Raw genomic sequence first — 16,249 nt, forward strand, 5'->3', positions numbered from 1 at the left:
AGCGTTATGCAGCCGGGGTGAACAGCCCCACACACTCGACGTGCTGCGTCATCGGGAACATGTCGTACCCGCGCAACGCGACCAGTCGCCACCCCGCCTCGGCGAAGACCCGTACGTCGCGGGCGAAGGCCGCCGGGTCGCAGGCCACGTACGCGATCGCCCGCGCTCCGGTGCCGGTCAGCGCCCGGACCACGTCCGCGCCAGCGCCGGTACGCGGCGGATCCAGCACCACCAGGTCCACCGGTCCGGTGATCCGGCGGCGGGCCAGTGCGGTCTCCACCTTCGCCGACACCACCTCGACCTGACCGAGGTCACCCAGGTTCTCCCGAGCCGCCGCGACCCCCGACGGCGCCGCCTCGACCATGGTCACCCGCCCGGTCGGACCGACCCGGTCGGCCAGCGCGGCGGCGAACAGCCCCGCCCCGCCGTAGAGGTCCCAGGCCCGTTCCCCGGTACGCGGCTCCAGCAGCTCCAGTACCGCACCGACCAGTGTCTGCGCGGCAGCCGGATGGACCTGCCAGAACGCGTCCGGCGGCAGTTGCCACTCCCGTCCGGCGGCCAGCTCCCGGACCTTCTCCGGACCCCGCTCGGTGACCGGGGTGCCGTCCACGACGAGTTGGACGGCGACGTCACCACCGGTGGAGGCGACCGTCTCCACCGCCTCGGCGGTGGGCCACCGCTGTCCGTCGACCGAGAGCACCGGCAGTGACTGGATCGCCGGGTGCGCGATCAGGCACCGGTCCACCGGGACCACCTCGTGCGAGCGGTGCTTGAGCAGACCGGCCCGGCCGGCGGCGTCGACCGCGTACCGGACCCGGGAGCGCCAGCCGAGCGGACCTCCGGGCAGCGGTTCGATCCGTACCCCGAGGCTGTCGACCTCCTCCGGGGTGAGTCGGCCGAGCCGGCGCAACTGCTCGCGTACGACGTCGGCCTTCCAGTCGAGCTGCGCGCTCGGCGCGACGTGTTGCAGGTCGCAGCCGCCGCAGAGGTTCGGACCGGCGTACGGGCACGGCGGGGTGACCCGCTGCGCCGACGGTTCCAGGACGGTCACCGCGTCGGCCCGCAGGTACCCCCGGTTCACCTCGGTGATCTCGGCGATCACCCGCTCGCCGGGGAGCGCGTGCCGGACGAAGACGATCTGCCCGTCGAGCCGGGCCACGCAGTGCCCACCGGGGGCGACCGCGTCGATGGTCAGCTCGACCAGCTCGGCCTCACCCGGACCCGATCCCGCCTCCGGCCGGGTCCCGCCCGGCTGGGTGTCGGCCGGGGTCGGCTCGGTCTGCTCGGTCCGTACGCCCGTCGGCGCCTCGGCCCGGCTCATCGGGGCCGCGCCGTCGGGTCGGGGTCGGTCTGCGTCGGGGCGACCGGGGGTGGCTGTGGCGGGGCCGGGGTGAGCAGGCCGGCTCCGGTGCCGCCGCCGTGGCCGGTACCGCCCATGCTGGCGCCGCGCGGGCCACGGGCGGGCCCACGGCTGAGCGTGGCGTCGTAACGGTCCAGGTCCTTGGTCGCCGACGAGGCCAACTGCCAGGGCACGCTGGTCACCATCACGCCGGGCTCGTAGAGCAGGCGGCCCTTGAGCCGCAACGCGCTCTGGTTGTGCAACAGGTTCTCCCACCATCGGCCGACGACGTACTCGGGAATGAAGACGGTGACCACGTCGCGCGGTGCGTCGCGGCGCACCGAGGCGACGAAGTCGAGGATCGGCCGGGTGATCTCCCGGTACGGCGAGTCGATCACGGTCAGCGGCACCGGCACCTCGCGGCGCTCCCACTCGGCCTGGATCGCCCGGGTGTCCTTCTCGTCGACGTTGACCGTGACCGCGGTCAGCGTGTCCGGTCGGGTCGCCTGAGCGTACGCGACCGCCCGCAGGGTGGGTTGGTGCACCTTGCTGACCAGCACGATGGCGTGGTTGCGGGCGGGCAGCATGGGCCGGCCCTCGGCCGGGGTCAGCTCGGCCGCGACGGTGTCGTAGTGCTTGCGGATGCCCAGCATCAGCAGGTAGATCACGGCCATCGCGGCGATCGCGATCCAGGCACCGAGCAGGAACTTGGTGATCAGCACGATCACCAGTACGACGCCGGTCAGCCCCATCCCGAAGCCGTTGATCCCCCGGGACCGGATCATCTTCCGGCGCCGTTCCGGATCCCGTTCCACCCGCAGGAGCCGGTTCCAGTGCCTGATCATGCCGGCCTGGGAGAGGGTGAAGGAGACGAAGACGCCGACGATGTAGAGCTGGATCAGTCGGGTGATCTCGGCCTGGAACCCGACGATCAGCACGATCGCGGCGATGGAGAGGAAGACGATGCCGTTGGAGAAGGCCAGCCGGTCGCCCCGGGTGTGCAGTTGCCGGGGCAGGTACCGGTCCTGGGCCAGGATCGAGCCGAGCACCGGGAACCCGTTGAAGGCGGTGTTGGCGGCCAGGAACAGGATCAGCGCGGTCACCCCGGCGACGATGTAGAGCAGGAACGAACCACTGCCGAAGACCGTCTCGCCGAGTTGGGTGGTGACCGTCTTCTGCACGTACCCCTCGGGGCCGCCGATGATCTGCCGGGCCGGGTCCTCGACGAACTGCAGGTGGGTCAGGTGGGCCAGGGTGATGATGCCGACCAGCATGGTGATCGCGACGACCCCGAGCAACAGCAGCGTGGACGCCGCGTTCTTGCTCTTCGGCGGCTTGAACGCCGGTACGCCGTTGGAGATCGCCTCCACCCCGGTCAGCGCCGCGGCTCCCGAGGAGAACGTACGCAGCAGCAGGAAGACCAGGGCGAATCCGGTCACGCTGTGTTCGGCCTGGATCTGCAACCCGGCACTGGGGGCCTGGAGGTCGTCGCCGAGCACGAAGATCCGGAACAGGCCGGTGAGCACCATCCCGATGATCACGATCATGAAGCCGTAGGTCGGGATCGCGAACGCCGTCCCCGACTCCCGCAGGCCGCGCAGGTTGATCGCGGTCAGGATCACCACCGCCGCCACCGCGACGCCGACCTTGTGGGTGGCCACGAACGGCACCACCGAGCCCAGGTTGGCCACCCCGGAGGAAACCGACACCGCGACGGTCAGGACGTAGTCGACCAGCAGCGCGCTGGCCACCCCCACCCCGAACTTCGGGCCCAGGTTGACCGTGGCCACCTCGTAGTCGCCCCCACCCGACGGATAGGCGTGCACATTCTGCCGGTAACTCGCCACCACGGTGAGCATGACCACAACAACGGCCAGCGCCACCCACGGCGAGAAGACGAACGCCGAGGCGCCGGCGATCGACAGGGTAAGCAGGATCTCGTCCGGCGCGTACGCCACGCTCGAGAGCGCGTCGGAGGCGAAGACGGGCAGTGCGATGCGCTTGGGTAGGAGGGTGTGCTGCAGCTTGTCGGACCGGAACGGTCGACCGAGCAGCAGCCGCTTCATCAGAGAGGTGGGACTGGCCACAACCGGTAAGAGTACGACCGGGACCAGCCCATCGACATCCGGTGGCTGATCAACCGTCCCCGGCCGGGAACCGGTACGGTCGGGCGGCGTGAGCTGCCCCCGGCATGGCACGCTCTTTGCAGTCCCCCGGCCGCCGGGTGGAGCACACACGGTTCACGCCAGGAGGAAGCACCGTGCACATCGTGATCATGGGGTGTGGGCGGGTCGGCTCGACGCTTGCCCACAGTCTGGAGTCCCGCGGTCATTCGGTGGCCGTGATCGACCAGAACTCGGACAGTTTCCGCCGGCTCGGTCCCGACTTCGGTGGGATCACGGTCACCGGGATCGGGTTCGACGGCGAGGTCCTGCGCCAGGCCGGCATCGAACGGGCGGACGCCTTCGCCGCCGTGTCCAGCGGTGACAACTCCAACATCATCTCGGCCAGGTTGGCCCGGGAGACGTTCGGGGTGACCCGGGTGGCCGCGCGGATCTACGACCAGAAGCGGGCCCAGGTCTACGAGCGGCTCGGCATCCCCACCGTCGCCACCGTCCGGTGGACCGCCGACCGGATGATCCGTCACCTGGTGCCCGAGGGGAACGTGGAGATCTTCCGCGACCCCACCAGCACCGTTTCGATCATCGAGGTGCCGATACACAAGGACTGGGTCGGCCGCCCGATCAAGGCGATCGAGCAGGCGACCGGCGCCCGCGCCGCGTACGTCATGCGGTTCGGTATCGGAACGCTGCCCACCGCGTCCAGCGTTCTGCAGGAGGGTGACCAGCTCTTCATGCTGGTCACCGACGACATGGCCGGCGGGGTCACCACGGCGGCCGGCGCACCGCCCGAAGGGGGACAGTGACATGCGGGTCGCCATCGCTGGCGCGGGCAACGTGGGCCGGTCCATCGCCCAGGAGCTGATCGACAACGGCCACCAGGTGATGCTGGTGGAACGGCAGCCGAGGATGCTGCGCCCGGAACGGGTGCCGGACGCCGAGTGGGTGCTCGCGGACGCGTGCGAGCTGGCCAGCCTCGAGGAGGCGGACCTGGCGAGCTGCGACGTGGTGGTCGCGGCGACCGGCGACGACAAGGTCAACCTGGTGGTCTCCCTGCTGGCGAAGACCGAGTTCGCCGTGGCCCGGGTGGTCGCCCGGGTGAACCGGGCGGAGAACGAGTGGCTCTTCACCGACCAGTGGGGCGTCGATGTCGCGGTGAGCAAGCCCCGGGTGATGGCCGCGCTGGTCGAGGAGGCGGTGACGGTCGGTGACCTGGTCCGGCTGATGACCTTCCGCCAGGGCGAGGCGAACCTGGTCGAGATCACCCTGCCGCGTACCGCGCCCTACGTCGGGCACCCGATCCACGCCGTACCGCTGCCCCGGGACTCCGCCCTGGTGGCGATCCTGCGCGGCCGGCGGGTGCTGGTGCCGAGCCCGGACGACCCGCTCGAGGCGGGCGACGAGCTGATCTTCGTATGCACGGCCGAGGTGGAGGACGCCGTCCGGGCGGTCATGCTCGGCGCGGACAGCGTCGAACGGACCCGGGGCGAGAGCTGACCGGAAGGCGGGCCGCGGTCAGCTCGGGCTGACCGCGGTGGCCGACCCGGCCCGCGGAGCGTCCCGGGTCACCCGGCGCACCGTCCAGACCGTGATCGCCAGCAACAGCAGGTACGGCGGGTAACCCAGGGCCAGCCGGGCGATGCCCAGCGCGGTGTCCTGGTCGGCGAGGTAGAGCGCCGCCTGGACGCCGACCTTCGCCAACCAGACCACACCCCAGAGCACGGTGAGCCAGGTGAAGGTACGCACCAGCCGGGCGTCCTGGCGCCACTCGGACTTCCCCTTGGCCACCAGCACCGACCAGATCCAGCCGACCAGCGGCTGCCGGATCGCGGCCGAGGCGAGCAGCGCCAGCCCGTACGCGATGCCGTAGAGGATGCCGGGCAGGTAGAAGTCCTTCGAGTCGCCGCTGCGGAAGGCGATGAACGCCCCGACGGCGATGCCGAACAGGCCGTTGACCGCGTGCCGGATCGGCCGCTTCTGTGCCAGCCGGAGCACCGCGATCGCGATCGCCACGGCCAGCGAGGCGATCAGCGCCGGGCGCAGCTCGGCGAGCACGTTGACCAGTACGAAGACGAGCACCGGGACGCTCGACTCGACCATCCCCCGCCAGCCGCCGAGCTGCTCGGCGACCTGCTCGGCCATGCTCGGCAGCGGTGCCTCGTCCGCCGGGTCGGTGTCGACCCTGGCGGCCGGCTGTGGTCCAGTCGTCATCTGCACGTCTTCCGTTCGGGGCGGCGGCTGCCCGGCCTCGTACTCAACGGGGCAGTTCCAACTCGTAGTACGGGTTGTAGATGACTTTACGGTCATCGCGAATCGCCACGCGACCGCGAACGGTCAATTGCCGTCCCGGCTCGATCCCGATGATGTGCCTGCGCCCCAGCCAGACCAGTGTCACCACGTCGGTGCCGTCGTAGAGGTCGGCCTCCAGCGTGGGCAGGTTCGTCCGGGGCGTGTAGACCACGGTGCGGAGCCGACCGGAGATCGACACCAGCTCGCCCCGCCGGCACAGCCCGGCCGGCGTGCCACCACACTGCGCGCTCTCGCGACGCAGTTCCTGCGCCTCGATCTCGGCCTCGCTCGCGGTCAGCCGCTGCAGGAGGTTGCGCAGCGACCCCCGACCCTCGTCGGTCGCCATGACCTCGTGCCACCCTCCTCGAGCCGCCCCGGATCATCCGGCCGCGGCCAGTTCCAGCCGGTCCCGGCGGGGACCGCACTGCCAGCGTACGCCGGTGGGCCGGATCGGCGCGGACCGGTGGATCTCCGATCAGGCTGACCCGCGCGGCCTCGGCGAGGGCTTGCCCCGGCGGGGCTGCTGCTGGTCGGGAGCGCTCCCGTTGACCCTCGGCGCGGGCGTCGGGCCGCCCCCGTCCGGGCCACCGCCGTCCGCCCTGATCACGGACTCCCCGCCCGGCGCGGTGCCGGCCGCGGCGGCCTCCGCCGCCTGCCGCTCGGCGATCTCCTTGGGCAGTCGCAACGGCAACGGCTCACGAACCGGCTTGGCCTCCTGGCCCCGGTCCACCACCAGTCCGTAGAGGCAGTCGGCGAGCGGGCCGGCGGCGGTCGGGTCGGTCGCCACCCTGCCCTGATAGACCCCGCGAACCATCCACCGCGGCCCGTCGATGCCGACGAACCGCAGGTCCGTGAAACCCTCCGGGGTACGGACCCGGGCCCGCAGCTCGACGCCGTACTCGCCGTCGCTCTCCTCGGCCGCCGTGCCCTCACCGGACAGGGACTCGCGGATCTCCGCCCGCACCTCGTCCCAGATGCCCTCCGAGCGGGGCGCGGCGAAGACGCCGAGCTGCAACGCGTTCTCCCCGTGCAGCAGCACCACCTGCTGGACCACACCCTCCGGGTCGGCCTGGACCCGGATCTCGACGTCGGCGACCGCGGGAATCTGCAGGCTGCCCAGATCGAGTCGCTCCACCCCGGCCGGGGCCTCGGAGATGTCGTACGGGCCCCGGTCGCCGGCCGGGGCGTCCGACGAGTCGTCCGCAGGCTGGTCGACCGCCGCACCCTCGGACCGACCGGCCCGCTCGTCACGGGCGTGCCGTCCGCCGCGTCCTCGGGAAAAGATCACCGTGCCGACCTTTCGTTCGCGACTGCGGGGCTCGCAAGCTCAACTCGCATTCCGGCGCAGCCGCGTCCCACGCGGACCGCCCCGGAACGCTCGCTCCTCGCGCTCACCGTGCCGACCTTTCTGCCTGCTGCTCGCTTGCGTCGCGCGGCGGGACCAGACCCGCGTGCCCGCCCGTCGAACCGTGTCCATTCTCGCCCCGCTGGGTGGCGGGAAGCTCGTCGACGGGGTGGAAGCGGGCGTGTTCCACCCGCTGCACCACGAGTTGCGCGATCCGGTCGCCACGAGAGATCTTGGCCGGGTTCTCCCGGTCATGGTTGATCAGGTTGACCAAGATCTCGCCGCGGTAGCCGGCGTCGACCGTACCGGGCGCGTTGAGCACCGTGATACCCAGCCTGGCGGCCAGTCCCGAACGCGGATGGACCAGCCCGACGAAGCCCTCCGGCAGGGCGATCGCGATCCCGGTGGGTACCAGCGCCCGCGCACCCGGCGCCAGCTCGACGTCCCGGGCGGCCAGCAGATCGGCGCCCGCGTCACCGGGATGGGCGTACACCGGTAGCGGTAGGTCCGGGTCCAGCTGTCGGACGGGTACGGGCACGGCCTGGGTCACGGTGTCACTCTTCCGATCCGTCGGGGCGGGCGATGGTCTCTATCCTGCCGGGTCACCCCGCCACGCCGCGCCGTACCCTCACACTGTGGCACCAACTCGTCTCACTTCCGCCGCCGCGCCGGCCGTGCCGAGCATCGACGGTTACCGCGAACGCCTCCGTCTGCCCTGGTGGGGTTGGCTTGCCGGGGCGGCAGCCGGTGCGCTGCTCGCGATGGAGGTCTGGATGGGCTCGGACGGCATGCGGGCCTGGTTGCCGTTTGTCGTGCTGCTCCCGTTGACCGCGCTCGGGCTCTGGTGGGTGGGTCGCATCACGGTCGGCGTACGCGACGGCGAACTGCTGGTCGACGACGCCCGGTTGCCCGTCCGGTACGTCAGCGACGCCATCGCCCTGGACGCGGAGGGGCGCCGCGAGGTCCTCGGCGTCGGCGCCGATCCGCTCGCCTTCGTGGTGCAGCGGCCCTGGGTGGCGGGCGCGGTGCAGGTCGTACTCGACGATCCGGCCGATCCGACCCCGTACTGGGTGGTCAGCTCCCGGCATCCGGTGCAGCTCGCCGAGGCGATCCTCGCCGCCCGCGACCTGGCCGGGACGACCGGTCGATCCGGCACCGCCGGCGACACCGCCACGGCGGCCGGTTAGTCGTTGTCCGGCCAGTGCCGTCGTGGCTCGGGCCCGCTGATGGTCCCCTGCTCCGGTGGGCCGGTGATGGCCCGGAACTGCTTGCGCAGGTCGGTCCGGATCGCGTCGCCCAGGGTGAGGGTCGCCCGCCGGTTGAGGTAACCGGCCACCGCGGCACCGGTCAGGAACGGGCCGAGGGTGGTCAGATTGCGCCCGAACCGGCGCAGCAACGTCTCCCGGAGCTGCTTGCGGACCGCCGGCCCGAGTACGGCGCCGACGCCCATCCCCGGCAGGAACGGGTTCACCCCGCGCCGGCTCGCCCACGACTGGATCATCGCGACGGCGCGCTGGCTGCTGCTGCCCGGCAGCGGAACCCCGTACGCCTCGTGCAGCTCGCCGATCAGCTTGATCTCGATGGTCACCACCGCGACCGTCTCGGCGGCCAGCAGCACCGGTGCGGAGAGCAGGGTCGGCGCGACCGCCCACTCCACCGCCGCCACCCCACCGCCGGCCGCACCCACCCCGGCGGTGGCCCTGGCCGCGTTACGGATCAACCGCTCGGCGAGCGCGTCGCCGTCGAGGCCGTCGTAGTGCCGCCGGAGCGTTTCCCGATCCCGGATCGGGATGTGCGGCACCACCTCGCCGACCACGTCGCTCATCCAGCGGATCGCCGCCCTGGGCCGGAACAGGTCGCCCAGACCACGGGCTCGAACCTGGCCGACGAGCCGGCCCAGCAGCCGGCGACGCCGCGCCGGACCGAGGTCGTCCTCGGTCAACGCGGCGATGGTCGCACCGAGGTCGCCCTCGGCGCTCTCCAACTCGGCGTCCGGCGGGTTCTCCACCGGGCCGGTCCCCCCAGTCGGCGCCGGCACCCCCTCAGGGGTCCCCGGCGCCTGCTCGGAGCGGGTCATGCGCTGACCTCCAGCCCTGGCGATCCGTCCAACGTCGAGTCGGTCGGATCGAGTCAAGCAGGTCGGTGCCACCCGCGCATCTCGAATCGAACGCGGCCTACCCTCGCCGCGTCGCCTCTCCGTCGCCCCCCGGCGACAGTGGCGAACTCAGGCGCACTCGCGGCAGATCAGCTCGCCGTTGCGCTCCACCGCGAGTTGACTGCGGTGGTGTACGAGGAAACAGCGGGCGCAGCGGAACTCGTCCGACTGCATCGGCAGCACCTTCACCGTGAGCTCTTCGTCGGCCAGGTCGGCTCCCGGAAGCTCGAAGCTCTCGGCGACTTCGGCCTCGTCGACGTCCACGGCGCCCGACTGTGAGTCGACGCGCCGGGCCTTCAGCTCTTCCAGGCTGTCCTCGCCGAGGTCGACCTCGTCGCGACGCGGGGCGTCGTAGTCGGTGGCCATCGGTTTCACTCTCCCATATCGATATAGTCGCTTCCGGTTGTAACGCCGGAAGACACTGTTTCGGTTCCCGCTGGCCGGTCATCTTTTTTCCGGTCGCCGACCCCGGCTCGGTGCCCGGGCCACGGCCGCCAGGAGAACACCCCCGGCGAGCGCGGTACCTTACCCCCCATCGGGCGAGGCATGTATACCGCCCTCGCGGCATGCATGTACGCCCGAGCGGCCAGAGTTGTTCCCAATGTGACTCAGGCGACACGAAGATAGGGGTAGCGGTAGTCCGAACGGCGTCGGCACGCCGGCAGGTTTGCCGGTTTCCGCGCCGGGCCGGACAACAGCTAGCCTCACCGGCATACTCGGTAGCCGACGGCGGCCAGGTCCCATCGGCCGCTCGGCACCACCGGTCCACACCTGTACGGGAGCCAACCAGATGAGTTTTGCCCGGGTGCGCGCGTTTGTCGTCGTCGGGGTGCTGGCGGTGCTCGCCCTGGTCTTCGTCGGTGCCGCCCTGATCCGCGACACGCAGAGCGGTGCCGCCGCCGAAGACGCCTGCCCGGCCGGGTTCAAGCGGGCCAACATCGCGTTGCGAGAGGCCAAGGACGTCAAGATCGCTGTCTACAACGCGACCGACACGCCCGCGCTCGCCTCGAACGTCGCGACGGACTTCAAGAACCGGAAGTTCCAGGTCGTCAAGCAGGGCAACGATTCCGAGCCGGTCGACGGGGTCGCGGTTCTGCGGTACGGCCCCAAGGGGATCGCCTCCGCGCACCTGCTGAAGGCGTACTTCCTGGACGAGGCCGAGCCGGAGTACGACCCCAACCGCGAGGACGACACCGTGGACGTGGTGATCGGGAACAGCTACACCCAGCTCGCCACCACCACCGAGGTCAACCAGGCCCTGTCCGGGCTCGGCTCGCCGAAGCTGGAGCCGGGCACCTGCCCGGCGAAGGAAGAGACGAACTGACCCGCCGCAGACCGAACGTCACCGGCCCCGCCCCGCGACCTGCGGGAGCGGGGCCGGTTTCGGTTCCACCGAAGGGTGGAGCGGTGCTACCCGAACAGGTGGATTGATTGACCCGGCAGGTCACGGTCTGCTCCGGGGGTCACGGTCCCCCGGCGGCGTCGAGCCGGGCCAGCCGCTCGTGCAGCGGGTCGAACAGGGCCGGCGGTGCGGCGATGACCAGATCCGGTCCGGGTGCGGCACCGGCCAGCCCGGCGACCCGCAGCCCCGCCTCGGCCGCGATCAGTCCACCGGCCGCGTGGTCCCAGTGGTTGAGGCCCTTCTCGTAGTACGCGTCGACGCTGCCCTCGGCGGCCAGGCAGAGGTCGAGTGCCGCCGCACCGAACCGGCGGACGTCGCGTACCCCGGTGATCAGTCCGGCCAGCACCCCGGCCTGGTGCGCGCGGCGGGCCGGGTCGTAGCCGAAGCCGGTGGCGACCAGCGCCTGGCCGAGATCGGTCTCGGTCGAGCCGGTGAGCTTCCGGCCGTCCCGCCAGGCCCCGCCGCCCAGGGTGGCGGTCCATTCGTCCCCGGTCGCGGCGTTGCGCACCACCCCCGCCACCACCTCGCCGTCGACCTCGGCGGCGAGCGAGACGGCGTACTGGGGCAGCCCGTACAGGTAGTTCACGGTGCCGTCGATCGGGTCCAGGATCCACCGGACGGCGCCCGGACCGGACGGGGCGGGGCCGGCGGTGGTGCCGTACTCCTCGCCGAGCACCGCGTCGGCCGGACGCGCCTCCCGCAGGGCGGCGACGACCTGCCGCTCCACCGCCCGGTCGGCGGCCGTGACCACGTCGGTCGCGGTGCTCTTGGTGGCCACCGCGGAGACCCCCTCGGCGCGCATCCGGCGGGCGGTGTCGGCGGCCCGTCGGGCCACCTCCAGCGCCAGCTCCAGCAGTTCCTCGGCGGTGGGCCGGCTGCTACCCATGGCGTCCCCTTCTCGCACAGGCTGCGACGTCCGCGCCGGACGCGAGTATCATCCTTACAAAGTCCACATGCGCTCCGAGTCGGCGGCCTCCAGCCGCCGTTTCGGCGTGCGGCGCGGGAGGAACCCCGCAGACGGCGTTACAATTCACGCCTGCCCACGCGCCACGGACCGCCGACACCGGCCGGCCCGGGACTCGGGGGTCCCTCAACCACATCGGTCCGGCACGACGCCTAGCGCTGCGCTGGCCGACCCGGCCGTGCTCGCTCATCGCCTCCGGAAGGTCATTCGTGACAGAACCCCGCCACACCGGCGCCGACGTACGCTCCCTCACCGACACCCTGATCGCCCACGCGCAAAACGCCGGCGGCCAGCTCACGTCGGCAGAGCTGGCGCGCACGGTCGAGTCCGCTGAGGTGACTCCGGCCCAGGCCAAGAAGATCCTACGGGCGCTCTCCGACGCGGGCGTGACCGTCGTGGTCGACGGCTCCGCGAGCACCCGTCGCCGGGTCGCCGCGGCTCGATCGGCCACCCCCGCCTCGCGGGCCACCACCGCCAAGGCCACGGCCAAGAAGGCGTCGCCCGCCCCCAAGCAGGCCACCGCCGCGGACGAGGCCACCCCGGCCCGCAAGGCGGCTGCCGCCGCCAGTGCGGCCGGAAAACCCGCTGAGACGCCCGCCAAGGCTGCGGCCCGGGTCGGCCGGGCCACCAAGGCGGCCGGCGCGGCTACGGGCGCGACCGGGGCCGTGAAGGCCACCAAAACCGCGACCAAGCCGAAGTCGGGCGAGGACGGCGAGATCGATCCCGAGGAGCTCGCCGCCGAGATCGAGGACGTTGTCGTCGAGGAGCCGGCCGAGCTGACCCAGGCGGCCGAGTCCGACGCGGCCAGCGCCGCCACCGACAACGACTTCGAGTGGGACGACGAGGAGTCCGAGGCGCTCAAGCAGGCTCGGCGCGACGCCGAGCTGACCGCCTCCGCCGACTCGGTCCGGGCGTACCTCAAGCAGATCGGCAAGGTCCCGCTGCTCAACGCCGAGCAGGAGGTCGAGCTCGCCAAGCGGATCGAGGCCGGCCTCTACGCCGCCGAGCGCCTGCGCGCGGCGGAGGAGGGCGAGGAGAAGCTCGTCATCCAGATGACGCGCGACCTCGGTTGGATCTCCCGGGACGGCGAACGGGCCAAGAACCACCTGCTGGAGGCGAACCTCCGCCTGGTGGTCTCCCTGGCCAAGCGCTACACCGGTCGCGGGATGGCCTTCCTCGACCTGATCCAGGAGGGCAACCTCGGCCTCATCCGGGCCGTCGAGAAGTTCGACTACACCAAGGGCTACAAGTTCTCCACCTACGCCACCTGGTGGATCCGCCAGGCCATCACCCGCGCCATGGCCGACCAGGCCCGCACCATCCGCATCCCGGTGCACATGGTCGAAGTGATCAACAAGCTGGGCCGGATCCAGCGCGAGCTGCTCCAGGACCTGGGCCGCGAGCCCACCCCGGAGGAGCTGGCGAAGGAGATGGACATCACACCTGAAAAGGTGTTGGAGATCCAGCAGTACGCGCGGGAGCCGATCTCGCTCGACCAGACCATCGGCGACGAGGGCGACAGTCAGCTCGGCGACTTCATCGAAGACTCCGAAGCGGTGGTCGCGGTCGACGCGGTCTCCTTCTCGCTCCTGCAGGACCAGCTCCAGCAGGTGCTCCAGACCCTCTCCGAGCGGGAGGCCGGGGTGGTGCGTCTGCGCTTCGGGCTCACCGACGGGCAGCCTCGCACCCTGGACGAAATCGGTCAGGTGTACGGGGTCACCCGGGAGCGGATCCGGCAGATCGAGTCGAAGACGATGTCGAAACTGCGCCATCCGTCCCGTTCCCAGGTGCTGCGGGACTATCTGGACTGAGCCAAAACGTCAACCAGTTGTGTCGCTTTGATCACCAGGTGTACAACACCCGATAGCGATCGGCCGGTTTCCCGGTTGTGATCGTTGACGTGGCACCCTTGGTGCACGGCACACTGTCTCTACCACGTGTGACCTCGGTCCCCCGCGGGCACACTGGGAAGGCCACACCCCGCCAGGGTGTTGCACGATAGGTGAGCAACGACCGAAGAGAGTGTTCATCGGTGACGACCCGAGGAGGAAGGCGATGACCCCGACCCTCACGCCGCCGCCCGCAACGGTGGCTCCCCCAGCCGCCGATGAACGGTGCGACCGCTGCAACGCCGCCGGCAAGCTCCGGATCACCCTCGCGGGTGGGAGTGAGCTGGTGTTCTGTGGACATCACGCGAACAAGTACGCCGAAGATCTGGTGAAGATCACGGTCCGGTTCGCGGCTGACCCAGATTTCACGTGGCGTGGCGCCGATCTGATGGCGAACTGATACGAAACCCCATATAGATGACCGGAGGGGCCCCTGACGGGCACCTCCGGTCATCTATCTATCCCCGTTCGGCAACCGGCTGGGCACGCCCTGCCCGGTACGGACGGGACAAGCGTCGCACCGTATCCGGTGACGCCCGTACCGCCCGCTCGGGTGGCACGGGCGTCTCCGGCTCGGTCGGTCCGCTTCCGGGCCGGGTCGGTTCCCGGCCCGGTCAGAGGGTCTGGATCGTGGCGATGCGTTCCTCTAGCTGCTCGATCGTGGCCTGAGCGCTCGGCGGGCCGCCACAGAGCCGACGCAGCTCCGCGTGGATCTTCCCGTGCGGCAGGTTCGTACGGTGGTGGTGGGCCGCCACCAGGGTGTTGAGCTGGCGCCGCAGGGTGACCCGACGCTCCGCCGCACTGCGGGGTGCGGTCGGCTCGCGGGGCGCCGGCACCGGCTCGTTCGCCGCCCGACGCCGCTTGGCGGCCAACTGCTCGGCCTGGCGCTTGTTCAGCAGCACCGACACCTGGTCGGCGGTGAGCAGGCCGGGCAGGCCCAGATACTCCTCCTCCTCCGGCGTACCGGCCTGGGCCGTGGTGCCGAACGAGGCGCCGTCGAAGATCACCTGGTCGAGGTGGGCGGTCGCTTCGAGGACCTCGAACCGTTTGTCCAGCTCGCCGCTGGCCTTCTCCTCGCGCTGCGCCCGTTCGAGCAGGTCGTCCTCGAAGCCCTCGCGCTTTTTGGGCTCCCCGAGCACGTGGTCCCGCTCGGCCTCCAACTCGCTGGCGAGCCCCAACAGGTGCGGCACGCTCGGCAGGAAGACCGATGCGGTCTCCCCCGGGCGGCGGGCCCGGACGAACCGCCCGATCGCCTGGGCGAAGTAGAGCGGGGTCGAGGCGCTGGTCGCGTAGACACCGACGGCGAGCCGGGGAATGTCGACCCCCTCGGACACCATCCGGACGGCGACCATCCAGCGCTGGTCCGACTCGGCGAACGCGGCGATCCGGGCCGACGAGCCCACGTCGTCGGAGAGCACCACCACGGCCTTCTCCCCGGTGACCCGCTCGATCAGCCGGGCGTACGCCCGAGCCGCCTGCTGGTCGGTGGCGATCACCAGGCCGCCCGCGTCGGTCATCCCGCCCGCCCGGAGCACCTGCAGCCGGGCGTCGGCGGCCCGGAGCACCTGCGGCATCCAGTCGCCGGCCGGGTCCAGGACCGTACGCCACGCCTGCGCGATCAGGTCCGGGGTCATCGGGTCGCCCAACCGGGCCGCCAGTTCGTCGCCCGCGTTGGTACGCCACCTCGTCTCGCCCGAGTACGCGAGGAAGATCACCGGGCGCACCACGCCGTCGCGGAGCGCGTCCGCGTACCCGTAGGTCGAGTCGGAGCGGGAGCGGGGCAGCCCGTCACCGCCCCGCTCGTACGTCACGAACGGGATCGGGTTGTCGTCGGAGCGGAACGGCGTACCGGTGAGCATCAGGCGGCGTACGGCCGGCTCGAAGGCCGCCCTGACCCCGTCCCCCCAGGTACGGGAGTCACCGGCGTGGTGCACCTCGTCCAGGATCACCAGGGTCCGCCGGGTCATCGTCCGCCGGCGGTGGACCTGCGGAGCCATCCCGACCTGCGCGTACGTCACCACGGCACCGTGGAAGTCGGTGGAGGAGTGCAGGTCGGCGTTGCGGAACGCGGAGTCGAGCTGGATCCCCACCCGGGCGGCGGCCAGCGACCACTGGGTCTTCAGGTGCTCGGTCGGTGCGACCACGGTGACCGCCTCGACGGTCCCGTCGGCGAGCAGTTCGGCGGCGATCCGCAGGGCGAAGGTGGTCTTGCCCGCACCGGGGGTGGCCACCGCCATGAAGTCCTCGGACCTCCGGCGCAGGTATCCCACCAGCGCCTTGCGCTGCCAGTCCCGCAGCGCCGGGAAGGTGTCGATCGCCGGCAGTCGGGCACCCACGCGAGAATCTCCCCTTCGGCTACCGGGACCGCGCGCTCGCGGACCGGATGGCCGCGGCGCGGCGGTGGTAGCGGTAACGGTGGACCATGAAAACGCCTCCGCGACCCAGGTGGCGCGCGAAGGCCGCCCCAGCATAACCAGCGGAGCCGGGCCGCCCCAGGCGACACCACCGCACCGTTGGTCACACTCCCCGGTGCTCGCCCCCGCGCTCGGACGACGATGACCCGGCCCGCTCCGGCGAGGGACCGGCCCCCTGGTCCGATGGGGTGACGCGGTCCGGTGCGGCGGGGTGGTCGGGCACGGGCGGCGACGGGACGGCCGGATCCGAAGTGCCGGTCGCCGCGCGGTCGCGAGGGGTTGCGGGCGTGCGGTGCGACGTGCCGGTGCGACGTCGGGACCGTTGTCGACGG

Annotated in this window: 15 protein-coding genes and 1 pseudogene; 6 read left to right on the forward strand and 10 right to left on the reverse strand. The window is 71.5% G+C overall.

Annotation, left to right across the window (positions count from 1 at the left end; translation table 11 throughout):
* Nucleotides 1-4: 4 nt before the first annotated feature.
* Nucleotides 5-1,321: a class I SAM-dependent RNA methyltransferase gene (locus OIE47_RS04360; RefSeq protein ID WP_326560191.1), complete on the reverse strand. Its 1,317-nt coding sequence runs from the start codon at nt 1,319-1,321 to the stop codon at nt 5-7.
* The gene (locus OIE47_RS04365) at nt 1,318-3,426 is read right to left on the reverse strand and encodes an APC family permease (protein WP_326560192.1); all 2,109 of its coding nucleotides are present in this window, start codon (nt 3,424-3,426) and stop codon (nt 1,318-1,320) included. Before OIE47_RS04365 ends, OIE47_RS04360 begins: the two co-directional genes overlap by 4 nt.
* Nucleotides 3,427-3,599: 173 nt before the next feature.
* On the opposite strand from OIE47_RS04365, the gene OIE47_RS04370 reads away from it, so the two are divergent.
* Both OIE47_RS04370 and OIE47_RS04375 read left to right on the forward strand, forming a co-directional pair.
* The gene (locus OIE47_RS04370; protein ID WP_326560193.1) at nt 3,600-4,265 is read left to right on the forward strand and encodes a potassium channel family protein; all 666 of its coding nucleotides are present in this window, start codon (nt 3,600-3,602) and stop codon (nt 4,263-4,265) included.
* A 1-nt stretch (nt 4,266) separates the two neighbouring features.
* On the forward strand, nt 4,267-4,956 hold the full coding sequence (locus OIE47_RS04375; RefSeq protein ID WP_326560194.1) for a potassium channel family protein: 690 nt from the start codon (nt 4,267-4,269) through the stop codon (nt 4,954-4,956).
* Between the two features lie 18 nt (nt 4,957-4,974).
* Here the strand turns inward: OIE47_RS04375 and OIE47_RS04380 are convergent, their stop codons facing one another.
* The 4 genes and pseudogenes from OIE47_RS04380 to dut form a co-directional block, all read right to left on the reverse strand.
* On the reverse strand, nt 4,975-5,670 hold the full coding sequence (locus tag OIE47_RS04380; protein WP_326560195.1) for a DUF3159 domain-containing protein: 696 nt from the start codon (nt 5,668-5,670) through the stop codon (nt 4,975-4,977).
* Nucleotides 5,671-5,713: 43 nt separating this feature from the next.
* Nucleotides 5,714-6,094 (reverse strand): OB-fold nucleic acid binding domain-containing protein, encoded by a 381-nt coding sequence (locus tag OIE47_RS04385; protein ID WP_326560196.1) that lies wholly within the window; start codon nt 6,092-6,094, stop codon nt 5,714-5,716.
* Nucleotides 6,095-6,376: 282 nt separating this feature from the next.
* A pseudogene (locus OIE47_RS04390) lies at nt 6,377-7,036 on the reverse strand (DUF3710 domain-containing protein); the annotation flags it as partial.
* A 103-nt stretch (nt 7,037-7,139) separates the two neighbouring features.
* The gene (dut, locus tag OIE47_RS04395) at nt 7,140-7,643 is read right to left on the reverse strand and encodes a dUTP diphosphatase (protein ID WP_326560197.1); all 504 of its coding nucleotides are present in this window, start codon (nt 7,641-7,643) and stop codon (nt 7,140-7,142) included.
* Nucleotides 7,644-7,728: 85 nt separating this feature from the next.
* Here dut and OIE47_RS04400 point away from each other — a divergent pair, with 85 nt between their 5' ends.
* Nucleotides 7,729-8,280 (forward strand): DUF3093 domain-containing protein, encoded by a 552-nt coding sequence (locus OIE47_RS04400; protein WP_326560198.1) that lies wholly within the window; start codon nt 7,729-7,731, stop codon nt 8,278-8,280.
* On the opposite strand, the gene OIE47_RS04405 is transcribed toward OIE47_RS04400, so the two are convergent.
* Together OIE47_RS04405 and OIE47_RS04410 are read right to left on the reverse strand one after the other, a co-directional pair.
* Nucleotides 8,277-9,170 (reverse strand): hypothetical protein, encoded by an 894-nt coding sequence (locus OIE47_RS04405; protein WP_326560199.1) that lies wholly within the window; start codon nt 9,168-9,170, stop codon nt 8,277-8,279. The two genes, OIE47_RS04400 and OIE47_RS04405, sit on opposite strands and share 4 nt — an antisense overlap.
* 147 nt (nt 9,171-9,317) lie before the next feature.
* Nucleotides 9,318-9,614: a DUF4193 domain-containing protein gene (locus OIE47_RS04410; protein ID WP_121159124.1), complete on the reverse strand. Its 297-nt coding sequence runs from the start codon at nt 9,612-9,614 to the stop codon at nt 9,318-9,320.
* A 439-nt stretch (nt 9,615-10,053) separates the two neighbouring features.
* Between OIE47_RS04410 and OIE47_RS04415 the strand changes: the two genes are divergently transcribed.
* Entirely contained in the window at nt 10,054-10,572 is a 519-nt protein-coding gene (locus OIE47_RS04415; RefSeq protein WP_326562990.1) for a LytR C-terminal domain-containing protein, read from the forward strand.
* Between the two features lie 139 nt (nt 10,573-10,711).
* Here OIE47_RS04415 and OIE47_RS04420 read toward each other — a convergent pair whose 3' ends face one another.
* On the reverse strand, nt 10,712-11,536 hold the full coding sequence (locus tag OIE47_RS04420; protein ID WP_326560200.1) for an inositol monophosphatase family protein: 825 nt from the start codon (nt 11,534-11,536) through the stop codon (nt 10,712-10,714).
* Between the two features lie 287 nt (nt 11,537-11,823).
* On the opposite strand from OIE47_RS04420, the gene OIE47_RS04425 reads away from it, so the two are divergent.
* Entirely contained in the window at nt 11,824-13,425 is a 1,602-nt protein-coding gene (locus OIE47_RS04425; protein ID WP_326560201.1) for an RNA polymerase sigma factor, read from the forward strand.
* Between the two features lie 244 nt (nt 13,426-13,669).
* Entirely contained in the window at nt 13,670-13,903 is a 234-nt protein-coding gene (locus tag OIE47_RS04430; RefSeq protein WP_326560202.1) for a DUF7455 domain-containing protein, read from the forward strand.
* A 214-nt stretch (nt 13,904-14,117) separates the two neighbouring features.
* Here the strand turns inward: OIE47_RS04430 and OIE47_RS04435 are convergent, their stop codons facing one another.
* Nucleotides 14,118-15,839 carry a DEAD/DEAH box helicase gene (locus OIE47_RS04435; RefSeq protein WP_326560203.1) on the reverse strand — a complete coding sequence of 574 codons (1,722 nt, stop codon included), beginning with the start codon at nt 15,837-15,839 and terminating at the stop codon, nt 14,118-14,120.
* Nucleotides 15,840-16,249 lie beyond the last annotated feature (410 nt).

This window comes from Micromonospora sp. NBC_01796 (assembly GCF_035917455.1).
In the GTDB taxonomy this organism is placed as follows: domain Bacteria; phylum Actinomycetota; class Actinomycetes; order Mycobacteriales; family Micromonosporaceae; genus Micromonospora_G.

Bases quoted from the DNA above. Each gene is read 5' to 3' on its own strand.
- OIE47_RS04360 (WP_326560191.1), bottom strand. From the start codon at position 1,321: ATGAGCCGGGCCGAGGCGCCGACGGGCGTACGGACCGAGCAGACCGAG.
- OIE47_RS04375 (WP_326560194.1), top strand. From the start codon at position 4,267: ATGCGGGTCGCCATCGCTGGCGCGGGCAACGTGGGCCGGTCCATCGCC.
- OIE47_RS04380 (WP_326560195.1), bottom strand. From the start codon at position 5,670: ATGACGACTGGACCACAGCCGGCCGCCAGGGTCGACACCGACCCGGCG.
- OIE47_RS04385 (WP_326560196.1), bottom strand. From the start codon at position 6,094: ATGGCGACCGACGAGGGTCGGGGGTCGCTGCGCAACCTCCTGCAGCGG.
- OIE47_RS04405 (WP_326560199.1), bottom strand. From the start codon at position 9,170: ATGACCCGCTCCGAGCAGGCGCCGGGGACCCCTGAGGGGGTGCCGGCG.
- OIE47_RS04410 (WP_121159124.1), bottom strand. From the start codon at position 9,614: ATGGCCACCGACTACGACGCCCCGCGTCGCGACGAGGTCGACCTCGGC.
- OIE47_RS04420 (WP_326560200.1), bottom strand. From the start codon at position 11,536: ATGGGTAGCAGCCGGCCCACCGCCGAGGAACTGCTGGAGCTGGCGCTG.
- OIE47_RS04430 (WP_326560202.1), top strand. From the start codon at position 13,670: ATGACCCCGACCCTCACGCCGCCGCCCGCAACGGTGGCTCCCCCAGCC.